We start from the raw sequence: 24,270 nt of genomic DNA on the forward strand, positions 1-24,270 counted from the left end.
TAAAAATACTATTCTGTCTTTAAAGAAAGGAGTCACCATGAACTTAAAAAGTAGCAATATATACGAGAAAATGAACCAATATTCCGTTGCAGGTTTAAGCCTCGCTGTTATATGTAATGGCAAACTAGATGAAGCGACTGCCTTTGGAACACTTGAAGCTGGAACAACTAGAGCTGTTACTACAAATTCTCTCTTTAATTCTTGTTCTATCAGCAAATTCATCACTACAATGCTCGTACTAATGTTATCAGATCAAGAAATCTTGCATTTAGACGAAGACGTAAATGATAAACTCACATCTTGGAACATTCCTACTAATCTATTTACTTCACAAAAAAGCATCACTTTGAGAAACTTATTAAGCCATCAATCTGGACTCATTGATCCACCTAATAGTTTTGAACATTATACACCTGCAAAAGGCTTACCTAATATGTCTGAGCTCCTTTCCGGTAAAACACTATATTGCCCCGTACCTATAGAGGTAACTTATAAACCAGAAAGTGAATTTCACTACTCAGACGCAAACTTTTGTATAATCGAACTACTACTAGAAGATATTACAGGAAGATCATTTAGTCAGTTATTAGAAGAACACATCTTCCAGCCATTACAAATGAAAAATAGTACACTTTTTTCTCCAAAAGACATAGATAAAACCGATGTTTTTGCTTGCGGACATAATAAAGATAGAACTGTAACAAATGAGAAGTATCCATTTTATCCATTCGCAGCTGCTTCAGGTATTTGGCCAACACCAACTGACTTATCAGCTTTAGTTATTGAAATCATTCATTCCTTACAAGGAAAGGGCAAACTAAAACTTTCTCAAAAATTAGTAATAGACATGATTTCTCCTCAAGGTTGCTCAAAATGGACTGGATTAGGTGTTTTTCTAGATGATTCTAATGAAGAATTACAGATTTATTCACTCGGATGGGGCGTTGGATTTCAATGTATGATGGTTTGTTATCCATACTGCGGGAATGGTGCTGTTATTATGACCAATTCCGATTTAGGTGTTCATCAAATGGAAGGGATCATTGGTGAGGTTGTAAAAACGTTACCCTTATAATGAAAGTAAAGAAGCTGTTCCTTCCAGCTTCTTTATCTATATAACATTTTTCGCAACAATTTTTATATGTTCTGGTGCGATAATCTCCGTTATACTTTCTTGGAAATCTTCCCGCAACATTTCTTCCAAATGTTCTAACTGCACTTCAACATGAGTGCATTCTAAATTATGTATATTTAACAGTGCATAATGATCTTTTTTCTTAATTACTAAATATTGATTTTCCTCTGTCACAAGTACAGAACCTAATCGGACTCCTAGTAAGCGTTGATCATCAAACTTCATAATTACTTCTCCTTCCCTCATATAAACAAAATTACAATGAAAATAATTACATTTATGGAAAAACACACTTATTTAGACTATATCATAATTTACTAAAATAGAAATATCTTTTTCTGTTTTAATAAAAATCCCTATTTTTTCATATATTTCGATACAAAAAACTTTCTCAACATTAAATTTGAATTTTCAGTTTTTAATTCTATGAAAGTCTATTATAATAAAGTTAATAAATGTTTGACCTCTCCTAATTCATGTACATATGGATGATCAGTAGTTATTGCTACTGATCTATTTTTTTGATTTCAGAAAGTACATACTCTGCATCCTTTCCTACACCACAAATAAGTGCGGAACCCCTTTGAGATTGCCATGGTAAACCGATATAATACAATCCTTTTACTGGACTGATTCCCTTTATATGATTAGGAAATCCTTTCTCATTCACTGCCTGTTCAATTTCAATCCAATTATAATTTTGAACAAAACCAGTTGACCATATAATGCTTTCTGCACTATAAGTATCACCATTCTGAAACATAATGTTATTTCCTGATGCACTTACTACTTTTTCTTGCAGTTTGATTGCTCCATTACGAATAAGTTTCTTACCTTCAAAACCGAAAATAGGGTCCTTTCTCTTCTGAAACCATCTTCCCCTTTTTGTATTTATTTCAGCGTACAATAAACCCACTTTTTCTAGCAGATTAAAAATACTTTTTCCCAAAAGTTGTAACGGTAAAAACGTTAAAGGATGACTAATAGACACCGTAACTTCATGAGTCTTTGCCAGTTCTACTGCAATTTGCATTCCTGAATTCCCACCACCTACTACTAGTACTTTTCCCTTAGGAATTTGTGATGGTGATTTATATTGTGATGAATGTATTTGAAAAATATGTGATGATAGATTTGCTGAAACTGAGGGAATAAACGGTTGCTGAAAAGCACCTGATGCGATAATAACTTTTTTCGTTTGTAAAATTTCTGTAGGAGTATGTAATTCAAATATTTCTTTTTCTTTCTTTATTTTTAGAACTTCCGTTTGTAATTGTACCGGTAATTGAAAATGTCTTGCATATTCTTCTAAATAAGTTGCAATTTCATCTTTATATGGAAATTCATTTTTTTCACCTATTAACGCCATACCCGGCAAGCTACTGTAAGACCTTGGGGTAAAAAGCTGCAAAGAATCATATCGATTTCTCCATGAATCACCAACTCGTTTTCCTGCCTCAAGTAATAAAAAATTATGCCCTTCTTGCTTCAAGTAATATCCCATTGTTAATCCAGCTTGACCCGCCCCAATAATAATTAGATCTTTCATTCTAATCCCTCCTCTTCTTAAACGTATGAATACTTGTTCATATATTCATACGTTTCCATAATCATAACATTTTCTTTTTATATGATTCAATATCTACTCAAAATAAAAAAGAGCAGTTCACTGCTCTATGAACTACTCTTCATTCCATTTCTACAATTTTTCCTCGTATAGTGTAATTCTATTTGAAAACGGATCAATTACAGTTAATTCAATTGTACCCCAAGGTGTTTTTTCTATATTCGGCTTCGAATAAGCATATTCTTTACTTAATACTACAGAATGATAATCCTTTACATCATCTATTTTGATCCGAATCGCACCACCTGGTGAGGCATCACCATGATGTTCTGATAAATGTATCACAGCATCCTGTAACGAAATTTGCAAATATAATGGCATATTTTCCTCATACCGATGTTCCCAATCCAGTTTAAATCCTAAAAAACCTAAGTAAAATAGTTTTGCTTTTTCAATATCAAAAATTCTAAATATAGGTGTTATCATTTATACTCTCCTCCTATTTATAAACATCTGCTGCCAATTCTCTCAAAACTTCCACGTTTACTACTTCAAAACAACCATCATTCTTCTTTATTATCTCTTTATCACAAAAAACATTTAATGTGCGCAACAAATGCCGATAGCTCGTTCCTAACAATTCCGCTGTTTCCGTTAAATTCCCACTAAATACAATTCTATTTCCGTGCTGTACTGCCCGTTCTCCTGCTGCTAACATGTAACTCGCAAGTCTATTTTCAAGCGGATACAATAAATTAATTGTACTATTTTTTGAAAGTCGATTTAACTTATGTGCTAACGATCCACAAATACATCTTAAAAATTTCGCATCATGAAATAGCTGATTTCTCACTTTTCCTAATGGTAAACCAACACAATATGAATCTGCCATTACTTGTACATTTGAAGTAATCCTTTGGGAATGAATTAACTCTACATCTCCAAGTAACTGCAAACTATCATAAAAACACAGTAATACGGATTTCCCGTTACTTAATGTGTTAAACGCTTTCGCTTTTCCTTCAACAAAGAAATATAAATAATCTATCTCTTCATTTTCTCTACAAATAAACTCATTCTTTTTAAAAAATATAAGTTCCATATATGGCTTCATATCATGACTAAAAAATGAATCAATATTATTTTTCTTCATATACTCTGCTAATTTAATAGAATTACATACTTTCTTCATAGTTCCCCACCTTTACAACTCATCCCCATTGTAATCAAAATTTTCTTCTTCCACTATGACATATGTCATAACAATACACAATTTCAGCATGATACAGTCATTACAAATATGAAATACAAAGGGGATATTACATTGTATAACTTTCTTTCTGTCTTTATTGGTGTGCTCATCGCCGTTATGCTTCCATTGAATGGAATTTTATCTGAGTTAATTGGCAAGTACACAGCAAGCGTGGTCATTCACCTTGTCGGTTTAATTGCAGTTATCTTCATTTTAATCATAAACAAAAATAAAATTCGTTTCGATAAAAGTATTCCACTTTTTTTATATAGCGCTGGAGCGATTGGAGTATTCACTGTTCTTTTTAACAATATAAGTTTTTCCGTCCTTGGTGCTTCTATTACGATCGCATTAAGTTTACTCGGTCAATCTATTGCTTCCATCGTTATTGATCATTTCGGCTTATTAGGAATGAAAGTTGCAAAGTTTGAAAAGAAAAAACTAATTGGATTATGTTTCATCTCTTCTGGAATTATAATCATGACAATTTATTAATGGGGGCAAGAAAATGTTATATATTACGATCGCTATTTTAGCTGGTGTTTCTATCGTTGTTGCTAGAATTATTAACGCGAATTTAGCAAAGGAAATTGGAAACTGGGAAGGCACGTTTTTCAATTATATTACTGGATTATTTTTCTCTATGTTATTTTTAATTTTCAGTTCAGATTCATTGTATATCCCTATTCATAAGTTGCAATCTATTCCTATCGCCGTATACTTAGGCGGATTAGTAGGAGTTATCGTTATTTCATTATCCAACTATATTACTCCTAAAATATCAGCCTTTTATTTAACATTACTCATCTTTATCGGACAATTATTTGCGGGGACTATTATTGATTTCTTCCTGACAAATGAACTCTCAATTGGTAAAGTTATCGGTGGCATTTTCGTATTAATTGGGCTCACTTACAATTTACTCATAGATCGCCCGATAAAAACTGTGAAGCATAACCAAGTTCAACTATAATACTTTACGCTTACCTATCATATATTAATAGAAAAGCTCTTCACACGAAGTAATAGAGAGGAGAAAATCCTATTAAAAAAATTATTTTATTGCTAGGTAGCGTATTAATTATTTCTGGAATTGCATGGTTTATAAACTCGGGAAAATCTATTCAAGATCTCTATACTGCAAATAAGCCGAAAAAGAAAGCTACTATTATTTCAAGCTCGCGAGATCCAAATGAGCCCCCTGTTTTTTTAGGTAAACAGGAAATAAAAGATATACATGTCGAATCAATTAAAACAAAACAGGATATCTTTCTCACAAAAACAGATGAATTAAAAACGTTTATTAACAGTATGAATACCGCAAAAAAAGGTAAATTAACATTAGATGAAGAAGGATCAGACTTAATAGATTGTGATATGTGGATTACTTTCGAGGATGGAACTTATAAAAAATATTTCATATGGGTAGTTGATCATCACAGCAGCGAAGTGATGATTGCTCAGCAAGATACTCCTGATGATGTAAAACTTACGTACTATCAGTTAAACGAAGATAGTTCAAAAAAAGTTTATAATTTATTTAAAAAAATTATTTAAACGAAAAAGTCATGAGCACGCGAACTCATGACTTTTTGCACTATATATACTCAGGGAACACTCTACAACCCTTTTCCTGCTCTATATCATGACCAAAGAAAACAATTGGTTTCTCTTTCGCCACAACTCCTTTTAAACGTTTAATTGAAGATAAAGCTAATTCTGGATCAAATCCTGCGAACGGCACTTCATCTTCAAAATTCTCTTTCGTGTACGATGCATCAATTGTTAATAAAACTGAACCGGATTGCTCCGTCTCAATGAATAACGACTGATGGCCTGGAGAATGACCTGGCGTATACAATAATTGAACACCTGGTACCACTTCATAATCCCCTTCAATAATTTTGTAGTTCAAATGCGGTAATATACATTCTTTCATATATTCTTCTCTATGAAGTGCTGCCTCATATTCCGTTCGCTGCACAATAATCGGTGTATTTGTAAAAGCACCGTTTCCTCCTGCATGATCAAAATGTAAGTGAGAACTAATAATATATAAAAGGTCGTCCGGCTCATACCCTACACGCTTTAATATATTCACGATTCTATCTTCTTCAGTCATTTTCGGTAAAATCTGTCCTTCAACAAATGTACCGTTAAAAAGCCCTTCATTATTAACTGCACTTTCTGGCATACCTGTATCTACTAAAATAGGCCCCTCTTCTGTCTCCAAAAGATAACACCATACAGGTAAGTTCAATAAATTCCCCGGCGCGAGTGTACCATTAACAGAAGAATGATCCAACATACAACGACCTGCTGGGATGAAATAAAGTTTCTTTACTGTCATTATGTATCCACCTTTACATTTAGTTTTGGATAAAGTAATACAGTAAAAAATTCTTCTTTTTAGAAATAAATTCCTTCTAGACTATCAGTACAGCTTACATAAAAATGAAACATTAACACCGATTAACGCTGAAAACTTAAAGAAAGCACATGCACTACTTGAAAGCGGGCACACCATTGGGAAAATCGTATTAGAGAGATTTTAATCATGATAGTGACAGATAGTATGTGAAACTATATTAACGATTTTTCGAATATATCTATCATAACGTACAATATATCAACGATTTTTCAAATATATCTATCATAAATCAAATTATATCAACGATTCGTCAAGCTATATCGATTTATCGACAAATAGCAACAATAAGAAAAGGCTGTTCCAGATGAACAGCCTTTTCTTTATTAACTTGAAATCTCTTTATTATTTTGAACGTCTAACGGAGCTCGCTTTCCTATTCCGAAAGCATAGAAACTAATTGTAACGATAGCTAAGAAAATAATACCTACAACTAATGAAATACGAGTATCATCGTTAAACCACATTCCGATTAATACCATAATTAAAAAGGCAATCGTTAAATAGTTTGTTACAGGAGCAAATGGCATTTTGAATGGATGATCTTTCATCTCTGCTCCCTTTTCTTTTCTAAAATTAATTTGACTAATTAAAATGACAAACCATGGTACCATACCAGGAAGTACACTCGCACTATATACATATACGAATAAGTTTTTCGGTGCGATGTAACTTAAAACAACACCAACCGCCAGACCGATAATTACGCCAACTGTACCAAATAAAGGTACACCATTTCCAGAAAGTTTCGTAAAATATTTCGGTGCTTGTCCATTTACACCTAACGTATAAAGCATACGACCAGCACTATAAATACCACTATTACAACCAGACATTGCTGCTGTAATAACAACAAAGTTAATAAGTCCAGCTGCTGCCGTAATACCAACTTTCGCAAAAGTCGCTACGAACGGGCTACCAATTGTACTTAATTGATCCCACGGATACACAGTTACAATAACGAAAATAGCACCGATGTAGAAAATTAAAATACGCCAAATTGTACTTTGAATCGCTCTTGTAAGTGTCTTCTTTGGATCCTTCGCTTCACCAGCAGTAATACCGATTAATTCCACACCTTGATACGCTCCAACTACAAGTGATAATGCAAAGAAGAATCCTGAAAAACCACCTGTAAAGAAACCGCCATTTGACCAAAGATTAGATATGCCAATCGCTTCTCCGCCGTTACCAATTCCAAAGAAAATAAGGCCAAATCCCGCAATAATCATTAATAGAATCGTAACGATTTTAATCATCGCAAACCAAAATTCAAATTCACCAAATGACTTAACTGAAATTAAGTTAGCTGCACCAAGAATAACCATTGCGATTATACCTGGTATCCAAGCTGGTAAATCCGGGAACCAATATTGCATATATGCTCCAACCGCGATAATTTCTGACATCCCAACGATAACCCACTGGAACCAGTTACTCCACGCTGTCATATAACCAGCTAACGGGTGAATATACTTATGACCGAACGTCGCAAATGAGCCTGTACTTGGCTCCATATACAACATTTCTCCCATGGCACGCATGATGAAGAAGATAAAAATACCTGCAATGGCATAAGCAAGCATTACTGACGGACCTGTCCATTTAATTGTGCTGGCTGACCCCATAAACAAACCAACACCAATCGTTCCGCCTAAAGCAATCATTTGAATATGACGTGCTTCTAAACCTCTTTTCAATTCTTTGTTTGCCACTTCACTTCCCCCTCTTAGATGATTCATAGCCGCATTTTAACACAAGATGCTTTCCCCTAATTCCTTTCGGCCCTGAAAATGATGAAGCAAACGTCATTTTACACTAGCTTTAAAGCTATCCTAAAATCGTTTTGCGCTCCTAATAAAATTCTCAAAACCTTTCATCTTCCAATATTCTATAAATCTTAAAATTACTTACCTTATATTAATTCATTAATCTGAAAAATTCAATTATTTTTTCAATAAATTATTATACATAAGTCTGATTAATTTTTAACTAAATTAACAATAAAATACATCTATTCAATATGATTCCGGCATGAATATTATTACAATATAAATAACCGAGGAAAGTATATCTTCCTCGGTTTCATACTGCATGTACTTTAATATCTATATCTGATAACGTCATTTCCATTTCTACTAACATTTTCAAACTTTATTTTCGTGGTTTCTGAACGCTCCATTAACATCTCACCCCAAAATATAATATATCAGTAAAATTACATACCATATACATCCTTCGCACAGACTTCCTTATCAAAACGAACAAATTTACTCTGTACTTCCATTCCAGCTGCTTCATATACGCGAGGTGCACCTGTAATATTTTCAGAATCTACATTTAAATGCACTTTTGAAATCCCTTCTTCGTATAATTGACCGAATGCATGATGTAACAGTGCTAATCCCAATCCTTGTTTCCGCTTAGAACGCCTTACACCTAAGTGAGTAATTTCTGCTTTATTGTCAGCACCCTTTTTACTAAAGACAAAACCAACTACTTCACCCTCAACCATCGCTAATGACCATAATGTAGGATGAAATCCCTCTCTTTCTGTACGCTGTAAAAACTCTTCTAACGTAGAAGATTTCGAATTCCAGTGGTCTGCGAAGGCTTCATTAAAAGCTTGATGTAATCTCTCATCATCTACACCAGGTATGTAATGTCGCACTGTAACACCATTTGGCCAGATTGCTGATGGAATATTTTTCTTTAATTCAATCCCCATTCCCCACCAAATACGAGTTGGAATAAACCCGGCTTCCCCTAATATTTTTTCCTCATAGGAATTATTTGCTTGTATTACAATCGTGCCATTCAAGCAAGATGAGTTACTAACAAGATCCGTAGCACGCCCTTCAAGCTTTGACCATATTACTTGTTCAATGCCTTGATTCATATAATTAGGATGAATAAGTACAGCAGATGGAAACTGCCCTTCATTCCCTGTCAAAATTCCATAAGCGATTATTTCTTCTCCATTCATAACAACATAAGAGCTTTTACTAACATCAATACCTTTCCATGAATTAGTTATATCCTCTACCGTTGTATCAATTTCCCCATAAATAGCTTGATCATAAATCTTACATAAATTGAAAATTTGTAGTAAATCTTCTTGTGAAGTTGCTTTAACGTTTAGACCGTTTACTAAGTTCTGCATACAATTCACCTGTTATGAAGTGACCTTTGTCAATAGTTTTTCACCCATAATATTTTTCTTGATGGCATACAAAAGCTTCAGAAATAAGATCTATCGACAGTTAACCACTCTGTTATTCGTGGATTGGTTACCTCAGGTTAATGGTTCGTCGTTAGGCTCTTATAATCTCACTGCGTGGATCACACCTTTTCAAATTCTAATAAATAGCTTGTTTATCAGAATTTCAGCCATGCCAGAAGAGGTGAGTCATAGATAGCCAGACCTGTAATTCACTATCTCTGAAGCTCATCTATGCCATCAATTGATACCTTTGGTTTCTAACTATGAATGAATCAATCAACTTCATATCCTTCCCTCTTTATTTTCGGTGAATTTTACCTGTTTCTAATCCCCATATAAAACACCCCAGTTCTCTTGCGATAGCTGTAACGGCAACATTTCTAGGTTTCCCTTGATATATCATGCGATAATATTTTCTTTGTAACCTTTCTACAGCCTGATCCGCATAAGCAATCACTTCGCTTCGTTGCCCTTTTTGTCTTGCTTTCACTCGCTTCGATTTTAATCCGATTGTTCCTTTTACCAACGCATTTGCACATTCTACAAGAGTAGACCTAACGGTCGAATTTCCTTGTTTTGTAATCGAACGTCGACTGATTTTTTCTCCACTTGAGCTTTCGCTTGGTGTCAATCCTACATAAGCCATAAATGCTTTAGCCGTGGGAAAACGAGTGAAGTCTGCAATTTCCACATGAACAGTCATTGCCGATGTTGTATCTATACCTTTTAAGCATCTTAAATTTGCGATTGGTTCTTCGTACCTTTCACGATGAGATAATTCTTCTAATCTCAGACTGAACCGCTCAATTTTATCGACTAGAACATCATACTGTAATAGGTATTCGCCTAACGTTTCTTTGAATAATCCTTGTAGATCAAGATTCTTTAACCATTTCATATAAGCGATTGTCCAGCTTGATTTCCCTTCATACACATAGCCATGCCTTAAAAGGAATGCTTTTATCTGTTGTTTTATTTTTTTCAAAGATGTTTTAAAATCACCTAACATGCGGATATACTCTTTCACGGCAACATCCTCTTCTTCTGGAACATATACTTCTTTATAGGTGCCATTTGCTAAATTAAGAGCAATCATTTTGGCATCGAATTTATCATTTTTAACCATTTTATTTTTTGATGAACTGTACATTGTTGTGGGAGCTAAAATATCACAATCAATTCCATTTTGTTCAAGAAGATTATGAAGTGAATACCCTAAACAACCAGCCTCATATCCAGCTTTAATTTTTATATCTTCACCATATTTTGTTTTCAGTTTCTCAACGAATTTTTTTACGAGAGATACATTTGAAGCACATCGTGCTTCTCTTACAATTTCCCCAGTTGTTCCGTGTAGTGCACATAAGCTAAAACTTTCCTTGTGGACATCCATCCCAATATAGATTATATTTTCCATAGTGGCCTCCTATTATCATAGGGTATAACCCCATTCATAATGTTTTCATTCATTATTATGGGTTAAAATCCCTGACTTGATAATCTAGGAGGTCGCTTCATATTATCTCATTTTAATTAAAAATTCAAATCTTATCGCAAAAACATTTCATAATACTACTATTTTATGAAAAATATTAATCCACCTAAAACAATCAACAATACACCCGAAAGTGGAAAACTCTTCTCTTCAATTTTTATCTTTTCCTCAATAATATCTTTAATTTTCCCCTTCATATCATCTGGACATTTTTTAAATAAAATATTAGTTGTATGTAGTGGTCTATTCAATATTCGAATTTTAACAGGAGAACCTGATAAATATATATTATTTTTCTCCACAGTAAATTCTATATTTGCTTCAATTAACCCTTCTTTCACTAACATATTCACCCGGCTAGAAGATAGATTAAATACTGTATAATCGTTAAAAGCTAGTCCTCTAATATCGAAATGTGAGTATACGAGAACTAAAGCTATAAACAACAAAACAAGTACAACTATTGTTTTCACTAATGAAAGTTGATTTAACATATAAGAGGATATTGTCATATAAGCACAAAAGAATGCCATTAAATTACAAAGATAGTGGTTTACAATGAAAGTTTTTCTTGCAACGATAGTAAGTCCGGAAATGATTAGTAGCGTGCATACTAGATTCATTAACATATTTCCCCCTCCCAAAAACTATAACTATACAACTTTGTTATATTTTAACATTAATTACATATTCATACCTATAATTACTTTCATAAAATATAAAAGAGTCTCATTAAAAAATGAGACTCTTTTACAATTTCATATTTAAATCGATTTCGAAGTTTGCTTACCAAAGATAAATATCCTAGTAAACACTGCCATTATAACTACAATAACTAGAAAATAAAGTGGCATCACCAGTAACGAGCCCGTATGCAATTGACTCATTCCCCAAATTGTCATCGTTACAATTACATAGTATCCTAAGCTAAACAACGCTCCAGCTGTACCAATGACATCTTGAAAATCTACTAACGCTAAACTTAAACAATTAGGCAATGCTACTCCAATTCCTAATAGCAATATAAACATCGCTATTAAAAATACAACCATATATATTACATTCGGATTTGATCCCACAAACGTAATAACAGATAAAAGGATAGCTCCTCCTGTCATTACGAGACAACCGATATATATAATTTTCTCTGGTTTATAAGTAGCAAGTAAACGTTTTGAAATTTTCGCTCCAACAATAGAAGCAGATGCAACAACAATTCCTAGAAATCCATACATACTAGGCGATAATTGAAAATATTCAATAAAGATAAACGGCGCTTCTGCATAATAGCTAAATAAAACACCATTTGCTTCTCCAATTAACAGCCCATATGTTACCACTTTCGGATTTGTAATTAACCTCTTCAAGACTGAAAATACATTTATTTTATTCGTTACTGAGCCCGTTTTTGTTTCAGGAAGAGAAACAAACGTATACAGAAAAATACCGATACTCATAACTACTAAACTTAAAAATACTATTTTAAATCCAAACATTTGATCAAGAAAGCCACCAATTAACGGTCCTATCGCTGGTGTAAAAGCAATGACTGCCGAGATTTGAGCAAACATAACATGCCTCTTATGCCCTTCTACACTTTCACGAAGAATCGTTTGCGTCACAACTGATCCTGCACTTGCTCCAAACGCTTGAATAAAACGACTTACCAATAAAACTTCAATGGAATTTGCAATATAGCATAAGAAACTCCCAGCGCCATATACGACAATTCCAAGTAACATCGCCCGGCGACGACCAATTATATCTGATAACCACCCAATAAAAAATACACCTAACGCAAAACCAGCAAAATACACACTAAGTGTTAACTGCACCTCATTATTACTTACATGTAACGCCTTTGAAATATCAGGTAACGACGGTGTGTAAATCGTTTCACTAATTTGCGGAAATGCGACAAGAACAATCATTAACAAAAGTGATGGTACTGAGACTTTTTTCATTTTTCATACCCTCCTATAACTTTGAAAATCTCAGAAATAAAAAGACTTTCCTTAGCTACGGAACAGGAGGGGCCATTATAGAAATCCGTTCATAAAACAACAAAGAAAACACCTCAATTACGTATGTTAATACTTATAGGAGGGTAATATTAACATCGATTTTTAAATATACTTTTTCAATTATATTACATACTACGTTTCTTTTACTAGTGCTCGGCCTTGGAGGATTGTTAAAAAGATAACTTGATGCAGTCACCTTTTTGTGGAATAATTAGAAATAGTTTGAATTCGTAAGTTTAATTATTAAACGATAGACTAGCATATTTTAATGTCACAAGCTTACAAACTGGAGGCCTTTCGTAATGATTGAAATTTTAAGGACAGTAGTAAACTTTCTAATTTCTCTATTCTCAGGAGAATTACCATTTGTATATTATGTATGGATTATTACCCTATTCCTAATTCAAATAACCCAATCTACTCTAAACTATAAACTCTTTAACAAGAAAGGCAATTTCAGCACTTATATATCGGAAAGATTACTTGCTTTTATTATTTTATTGTTTGGAGGAATATTAGTATCTAAGTTACTTGCTTACATAATAGACGATCCTACTATTAGTATGACGAATTTAACACATTATTTTGTTTCTCTTATCATATTAACTATATTTGTCGTAATAACCTGTGTTAAAGACTTTATAGAGACATCTATAAAGAATAAAAATATATCTCTTTTGAGCTTTTTAGTAATTTCCTTAATAACAAGTATACTTTCATTCAAGTTTTTATCACCTTAATTGAAGGTTCTTTTTCTCTTTCTAAATCTTTTATAACTACTTTAATCATTCTAGTAACTGTATCCATTCCTCTATTAATTTCCTTAGAGGATAAGTATGCAGATGAAAAGGAAACGGAAAATTTATAGCTTCTCATTTACATAAAAGAAAGAGGGAGCTCCCCTCTTTCTTTTATATCTTTCTATTTCACAAGACTAAATCATTCCTTTTAATATTAATCCTAAAACTGACATTATTATCGCACTAATAATAATTCGCAAAATCCAAGTTGTGTTTGTACTTATTTTTTCTAATTGCTTATTGATTGTTGCTATATCTTTCTCATTAATAGTAGTACGCGTTTCTAAAGCACGAATGTCTCTCATAATTTCTTTTTGCTCCGCCTTGAGACTGTCAATTTTAGCATAAACATCTTCCATATATTCACACCCTCTGTTCATCTTAATAGAAAAATCTATATATATTATGAGACAACCCTCTTACCTGTGAATACATTGCGTACATCCGCGTACCAAATTATTTGTACAATCTAATTGAATTATTCATATGTTTCCTATCTTCTATATAAATCAGCGTTAAGATAAATTAAAAAAGGAATCCCTTGTTTATTTAACAACAAACAAGGTGCAATCCAACATTCGGGAGCACCTACGATAATTTCTATTGTTTTCATATTTACAACTCCATATAATCAGTATGATTTTCTGAAGAAGCCACTTTTTGAACTGCTTAAAGTATACTAATATGAATACGAAATAGCTGTATTGATAAACTCTCTAGAACAATAAATATACTGGCTGAAACCGATCTATATCCAATATTTTTTCCAGTAACATGAATGGTTATTTCTGATAAATACGTTTGTATATCATTGTTTTCAAAAATTTCATCCTCAACCTTTACAATATCTGCTTCACAATCTACTTCTTTAAAAGTTTTCAATAATTTTGTTTCCAATAAACTACAATCAAAATTCTCATCTTTTATTACGGCAAATTTAACCTTCATATCGATTTCCCCATTTTTAACAAACTAAAATCATTAAATCAATATAAATATATATTATTCTATTAAATAATTCAAAATATACGCTTCTCATATACATTATTTCCTTTCACTCATACTTTTATCATTGAGTTTTTATTCACAAATTCGTAACACATATATATGAGTTATTATGCTAAAATTAGTTTATTCACAAGAAGAAGTTATTCTTAATAAATCAATCATTTTTAATACCCTGTTTAAAGCCTTGCCCCCCTGCAAGGCTTTTTCCTATTTAACTAGAGTAGTAGTTTTCGTTATGCATCTCTCCCCTTTGTTCCTTACCCTACAAATAATACTGAATGTTTATTTTACTTTTTCAACATCCTTACTCGCTCTGTTCGAGAGCTCTTTACCAAATATTCAATCTAATGATAAAATTGACCAAATTAATATTTTCGTCCATAACTGTATCAAAAAGTACACTAAAGAAAAAATAGCACTCTCACGATTAAGTTAACGCGAGCTTTTTTCTTCTATCTACTTACTATTTAAGGTTAATAGTTTAGTAACAAGATTTAAAAATTCGACTTAAATTCATTAATGAATGGAGAGGTTTATATGAAATTAAAAGACAAAGTAGCAATCATAACTGGTGGTGCAAGTGGAATTGGCGAATCTACTGTTCGTCTTTTTATCGAAGAAGGTGCAAAAGTAGTTATTGCTGACTTTTCTGAACGTGGAAAAGAACTATCAGATGAATTGAATGCACATGGATATAATACGTTATTTATTAAAACCGATGTAACAAAAGAGGCAGATATTAAACAGCTAATTCATGAGACAGTAAGTACATACGGTAAATTAGATATTATGTATGCCAATGCCGGCGTTGCTGATGATGCACCGGCAAACGAATTATCCTATGAAAAGTGGAAAAGAACTATTGATATTAATTTGTCTGGGGTATTCCTTTCTGATAAATATTCGATTGAACAATTTCTTAAACAAGGTACAGGTGGTGTCATCGTTAACGCTGGTTCGATTCATAGTTTTGTTTCATTACCTACACCAACAGCATACTCCTCTGCAAAAGGTGGTGTGAAACTATTAACTCAAAATTTATGTACTGCCTACGCTAAATATGGAATACGTATTAACGCGGTGTGCCCTGGTTATATTGACACCCCTTTACTAGGTAGTGTTAATCCTCAACAGAAAGAATATTTAGCTTCACTTCATCCACAAGGCAGACTTGGAACACCAGAAGAAGTCGCTAAAGCTGTCTTATTTTTAGCAAGTGATGATGCTAGTTTTGTTAACGGCACAACACTTCTTGTTGATGGAGGCTATACTGCACGTTAATTTAAAAATTTTGAAGCACCCTAAAAAATATATAGTCTTCAACAAGAAAAAGCGCCATCACAAGTGACGGCGCTTTTTCTATGTAAGAGCAACTAGAAGATATCCTTCTAGCCTACTCCCATTTATAAGTCCAAAACTGTTCAAGTTGCAGCCATTTTAATGTTGCTGCATCTTTGTTTTTTATTTTTGCATGCGTGTCTTCAAGCATTGCTTCTGTTTGTGAACGGTGCGCACCTAATGCAGTTAATTTATGATCAAATACTTCACTAATGTTATTTACAACATCCGGTTCTCCTAATACTGCTTCACGATTTTTCGTAATCGCAACAGCATGAATAACTGGGCGCTCTTCTTTTGGCATACGTGATACAGCGCGAACGACAGCGCGGCCAAATGCATTATGATCTGGATGTACACCGTGCTCTGGATAAAATGTAATAATTCGAGATGGATTTACTTCTTGAATGATTGCTTCAATTTTGTCAGCAACGAAATCAACATCTTCAAATTCTAACGTTTTATCATGGAAGCCAAGCATTCTTAAATCTTTAATACCCATCGCTTCACAAGCATCTTTCAATTCTTTCTTACGGATATGTGGAATCGTTTCACGGTTAGCGAATACGTTCTTACCCATGTTACGTCCCATTTGTCCTAGAGTACCACATGCATATGTTACAGGTACTCCTTGATCTGTTAATAAGCGAATTGTTCCTCCCGCAGCATATGCTTCATCATCTGGATGCGGAAATACAACAAGTACATGTCTCTCCATAAGTTTCCCTCCTTCTTACTTAAATGGTGTTAAGCTTAACTCAAGTGCAACTGCTAGACGACCTAAATTATCATGTCCAGCTAATAATAAACGCTCTTGATCGTCTACTTCCCAGTGCGTAATACCTTCAGCATATACCCAACCGTGATCCATTTTCAGACCAACTCGGTATGGATTTGTTCCAGTTATCTTCCCGCGTTCAAAACGGATAATCGCATTTCGAATGAAAGCACCAACTGTCATCATCTTTTCATTTATATGTGATGCATACGCTCCGTTTGTCGTTTCTAAATGAATATATACATCTTTATTTACAAAACGTTCAATTTCATTTTGAATAAGAGAACTATCTTTTACTATTTCCATCGGAATTCACCTCTTTAAACCATTTTACGCAAAAATAATGTAAATTGCTATCTCTATATTAGAGGACAACGCTCACTTTTCCTAATAATTTGCACTGTGTTTTTTATATTTTTTATATGATATGTAAAAAATACATTTTTTCCTTCACTTTGTTAAATAGTTTTCTTTCTTTTTTGAATTTGCTACAATATATTTTATCCCGTATTATTGCAGCGAGATACATTTCGAAAATTGAACACATAATTTAAAGAAGGTGACATGATTGGAACAGTCAGCACATGAAGTAGCAAATTGGCAATATTATTTTGCAATTGCCGTATTTTTAATCACGTACGGATTTATTATTTCTGAGAAATTGAATCGTGCTGTAATCGCACTATTCGGTGCTGCTATTATGATTATTTTTGGAGTTGTAGATTTACATACTGCTTTCACATCACATATTCAATGGGAAACGATTACCCTTTTAATTGGGATGATGATTCTCGTACATATTACGAGTCAATCAGGCGTCTTTGAATTTGTGGCCATTAAAGCGGCAAAAGCAGCTGGCGGAAAACCGATTCCCATTTTATTATTACTATCCCTATTAACTGCTGTCGGATCAGCATTTTTGGACAATGTAACGACTGTTTTATTAATCGTTCCTGTTACATTATCCATTACACGTATTTTAAAAGTAAATCCTGTGCCTTATTTGATTTCAGAAGTGCTGTTTTCAAATACAGGCGGAACAGCAACATTAATCGGTGATCCACCTAATATTATGATTGGATCAGCAAACAAGCATTTAGACTTTAACGCCTTTTTACTTAACTTAGCTCCAATCGTAATTATTATTTCTATTGTGACACTTGGCATTATTTACTTCATGTACCGTAACAAACTAAAAACAACACCTGAACAAATCGAAAAACTAATGGCATTAAATGAAAAAGATTATATTAAGGATCAAAGCCTCCTTTTAAAATCTATTTCGATTTTAGGACTAACTATTTTAGGCTTCGTACTTCATTCGATTATTCATGTAGACGCTGCCGTTATAGCGATGACAGGCGCTACACTTCTTATGTTAATCGGCGTGAAAGAACATGATATTGAAGATGTATTTGCCCACGTTGAATGGGTAACCATTTTCTTCTTCGCCGGACTATTCGTTCTCGTTGGCGGGTTAATTGATATCGGACTTATCTCTTCACTTGCAAAAGAAGTAATCGGCGTAACAAACGGTGACATCGGATTCGCAGCTATACTTATTTTATGGGTATCTGGCATCGCATCTGCGACAATCGACAACATCCCTTTTGTCGCTACGATGATTCCTCTTATTCAAGACTTAGCTACAGGACTCGGACTATCTGTCGATTCTCCGCAAATCGAAGTACTATGGTGGGCGTTATCTCTTGGAGCTTGCTTAGGAGGAAATGGAACGCTAATCGGAGCATCTGCAAACGTAGTCGTTGCTGGTATTGCAAAACGTGAAGGACATGCTTTCTCTTATATGGACTTCTTAAAAATTGGTTTACCATTAACTATTGTTGCACTCTTGTTATCACATGCTTATATATATTTACGTTATTTAATGTAAAAGTTGTATTGCATGAAATTATATCGTCAAATCCAAAAGGTTTGCAGCATCGTGCTGCAAACCTTTTTTCATCACCAAAATATACCGATAATTGCTAACCCACCTAAAATCATACCACCAATTTGTCCGACAATTGTTGGTGATAATTGAACACCTTTTCTCACTTCAACAACTGGTCTTTCGTGCCTTAGTTGCTGCACTTCGCTTTGCAGTTGATGTACACTTCCGTGTAACTCTTTAATTAGTTCCTTTAATTCAGCGACCTCTTCATTTACTGGTTTTGCTTTTTCTAAATTCATTTTACATAACTCCTTATAAATTCAATCAGTTCACTGTAAATTTTCGCCAATTATCATTATATCTCCTGCATACTACATATATAATATTGAATGTATTCGCTAATCTTGCAACCCTATCCATTCATCCCGCAATATCCCCATAATGATACGATCAAAACACTTCCCATCTCTTTGAACCGCTTCTCTCATACACCCTTCCATCTGAAAACCTATCTTTTTATACAACGCAATGGCTGCTTTATTATAAGAAATTACATCCAGACCGACGCGGTGTAAATTCAATTCATAGAAAGCATACTTTAAAATAAGATGTATTGCTTCTTTCCCATATCCTTTTCCTCTATCATTCGCATCTCCTATACCAATGGCTAATAAACCTGTTCTGTTATTCCACTCTATACCATGAATCGCCACAAAACCAATTAAGCGATCTTCTTGAACTGTCCTTACCATGAAAGAAACACTATTCGATCTTCGTCCTTTTAATAACCCATCACTTGCTATTTCATTTAAAGATTGCGGGAATGCTACATCTGTATCAACATTTCTTAAATACTCACTATCTTCTTGCCACATAGCCATTACTTCAGCATCTGTTTCTCTCATAGCTGATAATTTAATCGTTTTATTTCGAAAAAGATTCATTGTCATTTCAAACTCCCCCTTTATTAAATAACGGGGATAATTATTCCAGCCTATTTACCCCCTCGTTTCATAAACTGTTTCATAAACGGGATACTTACAATAAGCGCTGACATTGGCACATCTCCTCCATATCGAATTAACTTCATTGTATAATTTTTCATTTATTCTAACAATAATAGAAAGGCCCTCCAAATTTAGAGGGCCTTTCCTAATAACAAAACTATATTATTTCGTAAACATTTTCTCCGCTTCATCCATTGCCATTTTGTTTCCTAAAGCAGAATAGTCAAGCCATGGTTGATCATTGATAATGTATACATGCTTGCCTTTAACTGCTTTTAAGTCTTTCCAAATTGGTGTTTCTTGAAGTTGTTTAAATGCTGCTTTTGCTTTGTCATCTCTATTTACAACAACGAAAATCGCATCTGCATCAAAGTCAGGTAATACTTCTTGTGAAATGACTTCGAAAGGACGGTTTCCATCAATTTTCTCTACACCATTTGCAGGTTGTAACCCTAGGTCTTGGAATAAAATTGGTCCCATCGGTCTTTTCGTACTAAATACACGCAATTCTTTTGCAGTAACGCGAATTGCCATTACTTTTTCGTTATTACCTAGCTCTTTATCTATTAAACCTTTTACTCGTTTTGATTGCTCTTCGTAATCTTGAATATATTTATCTGCTTCTTTCTCACGGTTTACAAGTTTACCAACTTGTTTTAAATGCTCTCTCCACGTACCTTCATCTAAATTGAAAGAATGTGTTTTTGCAATTTTTTCGTATTTCGCTACATCTTTACCAGCATATTTTTCATCAACATAAATGTCAGTTGGCTTTAATTGAAGTAACGCTTCCATATTCGGATCTGTTACAACACCAAGCTTCTTCGTATCTTTCAACTTCTCTTTAGCGTGCGGTAAGAAATCTTTTAAATCTCCACCAATAACAGAACCTACTGGTGTAATTCCTAATGCAAGTAAATCATTCGTTAAATGAATAGACATTGAAGCAATTTTTGGGTCATTACTTTTTTCCGTTTTTTTCGTTGCCTCTTCATTAGCTTTCGTTTGACCACATGCTGCTAATACTAAAATACACATCATGCTAAATAAAATAGTAAGTTTCTTTTTCATATGTTCTCCTCTTTGAAGTATTTATTTTGTTTTTGTAAGTAAATAAAGAAAATACGGTGCTCCTAAAGTTGCCACTACTATACCAGCTGGAATAGAGTTTGGCTCAAATATAGAACGACCTATCGTATCTGCTAGCACTAAAATAATCATTCCGATAATGCCAGCTAAAGGAAGAAAGTGTTGATATGTAGTACCTACTAACTTCCTTGCGATATGCGGAGCAACTAAACCGATAAAACCAATTCCTCCTGCCATCGATACACTTGCGCAAGATAATCCAACCGCTGTAGCTAAAAGTAATAACCGTTCTTTTTGAACAGAAACACCAAGTCCTGCTGCTACACTATCACCTAGTGACAATGCATTTAACGTTTTAGATTTTAGCCACGCATAAGGGGTTAGTATGAAAATCCATGGTAATAATGCAAGGACATGAATCCAATCCCTTCCCCACACGTTACCAACTAGCCATCTAGAAGCGAATGTATACGTCTCATCATTTAACTTGAGAGAGAAAAATAGCGAAATTGCACTAAAGCCAGCTGAAACTGCAATACCAACGAGAATAAGTCTAATGGGAAGTAAACCTTTTGACCGATCACTCGCAAGTAAAATAATAAGAAATGCAGCTAATACTCCTCCGCCAAATGTAAATAACGGTATTAAAATGGATGCACTCTCATTAATAGAATGAAAGAGAGTAACAAATACGATAAGACCGAAAGATGCACCTGAATGCAACCCTAAAATACCAGGATCTGCAAGTGCATTACGTGATAACCCTTGCAAAATCGCACCGGAAATACCAAGACCAATGCCGGCTAACATCGTGATTATTATTCTTGGCATACGATAATCATATAGCACGGTTGCACTCTCAAAATCACCATAACCCAAAAGTGTTTCAATTACTCTAAGTGGTGCTATACTCAGCGTCCCTGTATTTAAACTAATTAAAATTACAGCGATACTTATACATCCGAAGATTGTAGTTACAGTAATAGCTCTCTTTTTATCCGTGTTAAAAAGATCTTTCACTTATAACTCCCTCCCAACTTTACGTGCTATATAGAGGAAGAACGGAACTCCAACAAGAGCTACCATAATCCCTATCGCAAGTTCCTTAGGAGGATTTACTGTTCTTGCCCCTAAATCAGCTACAACTAATAACATAGCTCCTAATAATGCTGACATAGGAATAATGAGTCTATAATTCACACCAACTAATTTTCTAGCAATGTGCGGGATAACTAGTCCTACAAATCCAATAGAACCAACAGCTGAAACAGAAACACCTGCCAGAATAACTACTATAATCATCCCTAGTATTCTCGTTCGGTTCGTTTTCACTCCTAAATTTGTAGCAACATCATCCCCCATTGATATGAGTGAAATAGATCTCCCTAGCATTGTCGCGAAAATAATCGTTATAAGAATAATAGGAACTAAAAATTTCAAGTGTTCCCACTTAACCCCTGCAACACCACCAGCATACCAAAATGCTAAATCTTGGCTTAAATCATAATAAATCGCAACACCTGAACTTAATGAATGTAAAAGCGCTGCCATAACTGCTCCAGCAATCGTTAATCTCATTGGTGTTAACCCGCCTGATGTTGCTGACCCAATAACAAAAATAAGTACTGTACTTAAGACTGCTCCAATAAAGGAAACAATCATTAAATAGGAATACGGCATATGCGGAAAAAAAGCAAAACTAAGTGCCACTACAAACATCGCACCTGCATTTATTCCGAGTACACCTGCATCAGCTAAAGGATTTCGTGTTATACCTTGCATAACAGCACCAGCAACCGCAAAAGCTGCCCCTACAACTCCTGCACCAATTACTCTCGGGAGCCTTAATTCATAAATAATTTGGTGCTGCGTTAATTTCGGATTGTAATTCAAAATCGCTGCCCACACCGTTTGTAAATGAATATCTTTTGCACCAAATGAAATGGCTAAAAATATAGATCCAATTAAACATAAAATTGTTAAGCTCATGAAACATATGAACTTAATATGTATCCAGCGGTTATTACCAGCATGTACAGTAGACTTATGTAACATGTTTCATTTCATCCTTTATATTCAGTTGTTTTTTATAATTATTTTTTATTTATAATTATTATTGATAATAATTATTGATAATAATTATCATTTTCATTTAGATATTATATCCCCACTTTTTTTAAATAGCAAACTATTTTTTCACTTCGCTAAATATTAAAATACTCATTACAATTCCCTTCTAAAACTTACAAATACATGCAACATAGACTACTGGATTATTTTTTAAATTGTAGTATACTTATTAATTATTTTGATTTTTCTAATAAAAATCCCGAAGGTGACACAATGTTCCATATAAAACAACTACTACACTTCACTTACGAGCAAACATTATCTTGCTTATTCCCAGTCGTTATTTTCTTAACACTAGCCCTTTCAAAAATCGTTTCTATTCCAGGGTTATATCGCTATGATTTCATACTCATCGCATGTCTTCTTATGCAGTGGATTATGTACAAGACTGGACTTGAGACGAAAGACGAATTAAAAGTAATTACTGTCTTTCACCTCATCGGCCTTTTACTAGAAATATATAAAGTTCATTTCGGTTCATGGGGTTATCCTGAAGAGGCGTATTCAAAGATTTTTGGAGTTCCGCTTTACAGCGGCTTTATGTACGCAAGTGTCGCAAGTTACATATGCCAAGCGTGGAGAAGGTTGCATTTACAAATGCATTATTGGCCGAAAGCTATTTTTACCGTGCCATTAGGAGCAATGATTTACTTCAATTTTTTCACGCATCATTTTCTATACGATTTTAGATGGTTCTTAACTTTACTTCTATTCATCGTTTTCTTTCGGACATTTGTGGAATTTTCATTACGAGGCGTTACATATAAAATACCACTCGTTCTCTCCTTTTTCCTTATCGGTTTCTTCATTTGGATTGCAGAGAACATCGCAACATTTTTCGGAGCATGGCAATATCCAAATCAACGGGAAGCATGGAATCTCGTTCACTTAAGCAAAATTAGTTCATGGTTTTTACTCGTTGTTATTAGCATTATGATTGTCACGCAGCTCAAACATTTGAAGGAATCAAAAAGATAATGCTGATTATGTAAAAACAGTTAGCCCATCACTCATTAGAGAGTGATGAGCTAACTGTTTTTAGTAATATTTTTTAAACCGTCCTTATCAAGGGAGTTATAATTTACAAGAGTATAAGCAATTA

Annotated in this window: 26 protein-coding genes and 1 pseudogene; 8 read left to right on the top strand and 19 right to left on the bottom strand. The window is 33.9% G+C overall.

Annotated features, from left to right (window positions below):
• Positions 1 to 37 precede the first annotated feature (37 nt).
• On the top strand, positions 38 to 1,075 hold the full coding sequence (locus MHH55_RS11255; RefSeq protein ID WP_078188014.1) for a serine hydrolase domain-containing protein: 1,038 nt from the start codon (positions 38 to 40) through the stop codon (positions 1,073 to 1,075).
• A gap of 36 nt (positions 1,076 to 1,111) precedes the next feature.
• On the opposite strand, the gene MHH55_RS11260 is transcribed toward MHH55_RS11255, so the two are convergent.
• The 4 genes from MHH55_RS11260 to yeiL all read right to left on the bottom strand — a co-directional run bounded on the left by MHH55_RS11260 (position 1,112) and on the right by yeiL (position 3,894).
• Positions 1,112 to 1,360 (bottom strand): hypothetical protein, encoded by a 249-nt coding sequence (locus tag MHH55_RS11260; RefSeq protein WP_000666948.1) that lies wholly within the window; start codon positions 1,358 to 1,360, stop codon positions 1,112 to 1,114.
• Between the two features lie 280 nt (positions 1,361 to 1,640).
• Positions 1,641 to 2,684, bottom strand: coding sequence for a flavin-containing monooxygenase (locus MHH55_RS11265; RefSeq protein WP_000653863.1), 1,044 nt, complete (start codon positions 2,682 to 2,684; stop codon positions 1,641 to 1,643).
• 150 nt (positions 2,685 to 2,834) lie between these two features.
• Complete coding sequence (locus MHH55_RS11270) at positions 2,835 to 3,188, bottom strand: glyoxalase superfamily protein (RefSeq protein WP_000632406.1); 354 nt, start codon at positions 3,186 to 3,188, stop codon at positions 2,835 to 2,837.
• A gap of 13 nt (positions 3,189 to 3,201) precedes the next feature.
• Positions 3,202 to 3,894, bottom strand: a complete 693-nt coding sequence (gene yeiL, locus MHH55_RS11275; protein ID WP_074554911.1) for a transcriptional regulator YeiL — start codon at positions 3,892 to 3,894, stop codon at positions 3,202 to 3,204.
• A 108-nt stretch (positions 3,895 to 4,002) separates the two neighbouring features.
• Between yeiL and MHH55_RS11280 the strand changes: the two genes are divergently transcribed.
• The 3 genes from MHH55_RS11280 to MHH55_RS11290 all read left to right on the top strand — a co-directional run bounded on the left by MHH55_RS11280 (position 4,003) and on the right by MHH55_RS11290 (position 5,511).
• On the top strand, positions 4,003 to 4,449 hold the full coding sequence (locus MHH55_RS11280) for a DMT family transporter (RefSeq protein WP_002039063.1): 447 nt from the start codon (positions 4,003 to 4,005) through the stop codon (positions 4,447 to 4,449).
• A 13-nt stretch (positions 4,450 to 4,462) separates the two neighbouring features.
• Positions 4,463 to 4,927: a DMT family transporter gene (locus MHH55_RS11285; RefSeq protein WP_000965811.1), complete on the top strand. Its 465-nt coding sequence runs from the start codon at positions 4,463 to 4,465 to the stop codon at positions 4,925 to 4,927.
• Between the two features lie 89 nt (positions 4,928 to 5,016).
• A complete protein-coding gene (locus tag MHH55_RS11290) occupies positions 5,017 to 5,511 on the top strand; it encodes a hypothetical protein (RefSeq protein WP_000901700.1) in 495 nt (164 codons plus the stop codon).
• Positions 5,512 to 5,551: 40 nt separating this feature from the next.
• Here MHH55_RS11290 and aiiA read toward each other — a convergent pair whose 3' ends face one another.
• The 6 genes from aiiA to MHH55_RS11320 all read right to left on the bottom strand — a co-directional run bounded on the left by aiiA (position 5,552) and on the right by MHH55_RS11320 (position 13,064).
• Positions 5,552 to 6,304 carry a quorum-quenching N-acyl homoserine lactonase AiiA gene (aiiA, locus tag MHH55_RS11295; RefSeq protein WP_000216574.1) on the bottom strand — a complete coding sequence of 251 codons (753 nt, stop codon included), beginning with the start codon at positions 6,302 to 6,304 and terminating at the stop codon, positions 5,552 to 5,554.
• A gap of 404 nt (positions 6,305 to 6,708) precedes the next feature.
• Positions 6,709 to 8,097 carry an amino acid permease gene (locus tag MHH55_RS11300; RefSeq protein ID WP_139362544.1) on the bottom strand — a complete coding sequence of 463 codons (1,389 nt, stop codon included), beginning with the start codon at positions 8,095 to 8,097 and terminating at the stop codon, positions 6,709 to 6,711.
• A gap of 503 nt (positions 8,098 to 8,600) precedes the next feature.
• Entirely contained in the window at positions 8,601 to 9,545 is a 945-nt protein-coding gene (locus MHH55_RS11305) for a GNAT family N-acetyltransferase (RefSeq protein ID WP_078188206.1), read from the bottom strand.
• Positions 9,546 to 9,903: 358 nt separating this feature from the next.
• A complete protein-coding gene (locus tag MHH55_RS11310; RefSeq protein ID WP_340880263.1) occupies positions 9,904 to 11,022 on the bottom strand; it encodes an IS110 family transposase in 1,119 nt (372 codons plus the stop codon).
• Between the two features lie 158 nt (positions 11,023 to 11,180).
• Positions 11,181 to 11,729 (bottom strand): hypothetical protein, encoded by a 549-nt coding sequence (locus tag MHH55_RS11315; protein ID WP_071741096.1) that lies wholly within the window; start codon positions 11,727 to 11,729, stop codon positions 11,181 to 11,183.
• 135 nt (positions 11,730 to 11,864) lie between these two features.
• The gene (locus tag MHH55_RS11320) at positions 11,865 to 13,064 is read right to left on the bottom strand and encodes a multidrug effflux MFS transporter (RefSeq protein WP_078187378.1); all 1,200 of its coding nucleotides are present in this window, start codon (positions 13,062 to 13,064) and stop codon (positions 11,865 to 11,867) included.
• Between the two features lie 362 nt (positions 13,065 to 13,426).
• Here MHH55_RS11320 and MHH55_RS11325 point away from each other — a divergent pair.
• Positions 13,427 to 13,992, top strand: a pseudogene (locus MHH55_RS11325) (DUF5823 family protein).
• A gap of 66 nt (positions 13,993 to 14,058) precedes the next feature.
• On the opposite strand, the gene MHH55_RS11330 reads toward MHH55_RS11325, so the two are convergent.
• Positions 14,059 to 14,283 (bottom strand): hemolysin XhlA family protein, encoded by a 225-nt coding sequence (locus tag MHH55_RS11330; RefSeq protein WP_000390461.1) that lies wholly within the window; start codon positions 14,281 to 14,283, stop codon positions 14,059 to 14,061.
• A gap of 310 nt (positions 14,284 to 14,593) precedes the next feature.
• Positions 14,594 to 14,872, bottom strand: coding sequence for a hypothetical protein (locus tag MHH55_RS11335; RefSeq protein WP_000865005.1), 279 nt, complete (start codon positions 14,870 to 14,872; stop codon positions 14,594 to 14,596).
• Positions 14,873 to 15,469: 597 nt separating this feature from the next.
• Between MHH55_RS11335 and MHH55_RS11340 the strand changes: the two genes are divergently transcribed.
• Positions 15,470 to 16,213, top strand: coding sequence for an SDR family NAD(P)-dependent oxidoreductase (locus tag MHH55_RS11340; RefSeq protein WP_000768018.1), 744 nt, complete (start codon positions 15,470 to 15,472; stop codon positions 16,211 to 16,213).
• 112 nt (positions 16,214 to 16,325) lie between these two features.
• Here MHH55_RS11340 and bshB2 read toward each other — a convergent pair whose 3' ends face one another.
• Positions 16,326 to 16,988, bottom strand: a complete 663-nt coding sequence (gene bshB2 / locus MHH55_RS11345) for a bacillithiol biosynthesis deacetylase BshB2 (protein WP_000439483.1) — start codon at positions 16,986 to 16,988, stop codon at positions 16,326 to 16,328.
• A 15-nt stretch (positions 16,989 to 17,003) separates the two neighbouring features.
• On the bottom strand, positions 17,004 to 17,354 hold the full coding sequence (locus tag MHH55_RS11350) for a YojF family protein (protein ID WP_000407045.1): 351 nt from the start codon (positions 17,352 to 17,354) through the stop codon (positions 17,004 to 17,006).
• 262 nt (positions 17,355 to 17,616) lie between these two features.
• On the opposite strand from MHH55_RS11350, the gene MHH55_RS11355 reads away from it, so the two are divergent.
• Positions 17,617 to 18,942 carry an ArsB/NhaD family transporter gene (locus MHH55_RS11355; protein WP_078187377.1) on the top strand — a complete coding sequence of 442 codons (1,326 nt, stop codon included), beginning with the start codon at positions 17,617 to 17,619 and terminating at the stop codon, positions 18,940 to 18,942.
• A gap of 71 nt (positions 18,943 to 19,013) precedes the next feature.
• Here the strand turns inward: MHH55_RS11355 and MHH55_RS11360 are convergent, their stop codons facing one another.
• The 5 genes from MHH55_RS11360 to MHH55_RS11380 all read right to left on the bottom strand — a co-directional run bounded on the left by MHH55_RS11360 (position 19,014) and on the right by MHH55_RS11380 (position 23,093).
• Complete coding sequence (locus tag MHH55_RS11360; RefSeq protein ID WP_001047304.1) at positions 19,014 to 19,241, bottom strand: hypothetical protein; 228 nt, start codon at positions 19,239 to 19,241, stop codon at positions 19,014 to 19,016.
• Positions 19,242 to 19,340: 99 nt separating this feature from the next.
• Positions 19,341 to 19,892 carry a GNAT family N-acetyltransferase gene (locus tag MHH55_RS11365; RefSeq protein WP_000178509.1) on the bottom strand — a complete coding sequence of 184 codons (552 nt, stop codon included), beginning with the start codon at positions 19,890 to 19,892 and terminating at the stop codon, positions 19,341 to 19,343.
• Positions 19,893 to 20,111: 219 nt separating this feature from the next.
• Positions 20,112 to 21,020, bottom strand: coding sequence for an iron-hydroxamate ABC transporter substrate-binding protein (locus MHH55_RS11370; RefSeq protein ID WP_000728218.1), 909 nt, complete (start codon positions 21,018 to 21,020; stop codon positions 20,112 to 20,114).
• A 21-nt stretch (positions 21,021 to 21,041) separates the two neighbouring features.
• Positions 21,042 to 22,058 (bottom strand): FecCD family ABC transporter permease, encoded by a 1,017-nt coding sequence (locus MHH55_RS11375; RefSeq protein ID WP_017656308.1) that lies wholly within the window; start codon positions 22,056 to 22,058, stop codon positions 21,042 to 21,044.
• A complete protein-coding gene (locus tag MHH55_RS11380; RefSeq protein ID WP_000902719.1) occupies positions 22,059 to 23,093 on the bottom strand; it encodes a FecCD family ABC transporter permease in 1,035 nt (344 codons plus the stop codon).
• Between the two features lie 288 nt (positions 23,094 to 23,381).
• Between MHH55_RS11380 and MHH55_RS11385 the strand changes: the two genes are divergently transcribed.
• Entirely contained in the window at positions 23,382 to 24,146 is a 765-nt protein-coding gene (locus tag MHH55_RS11385) for a DUF817 domain-containing protein (protein ID WP_078187376.1), read from the top strand.
• Positions 24,147 to 24,270: the final 124 nt, after the last annotated feature.

The organism is Bacillus sp. FSL K6-2944 (assembly GCF_038005385.1).
Taxonomy (GTDB): Bacteria; Bacillota; Bacilli; order Bacillales; family Bacillaceae_G; genus Bacillus_A; species Bacillus_A cereus.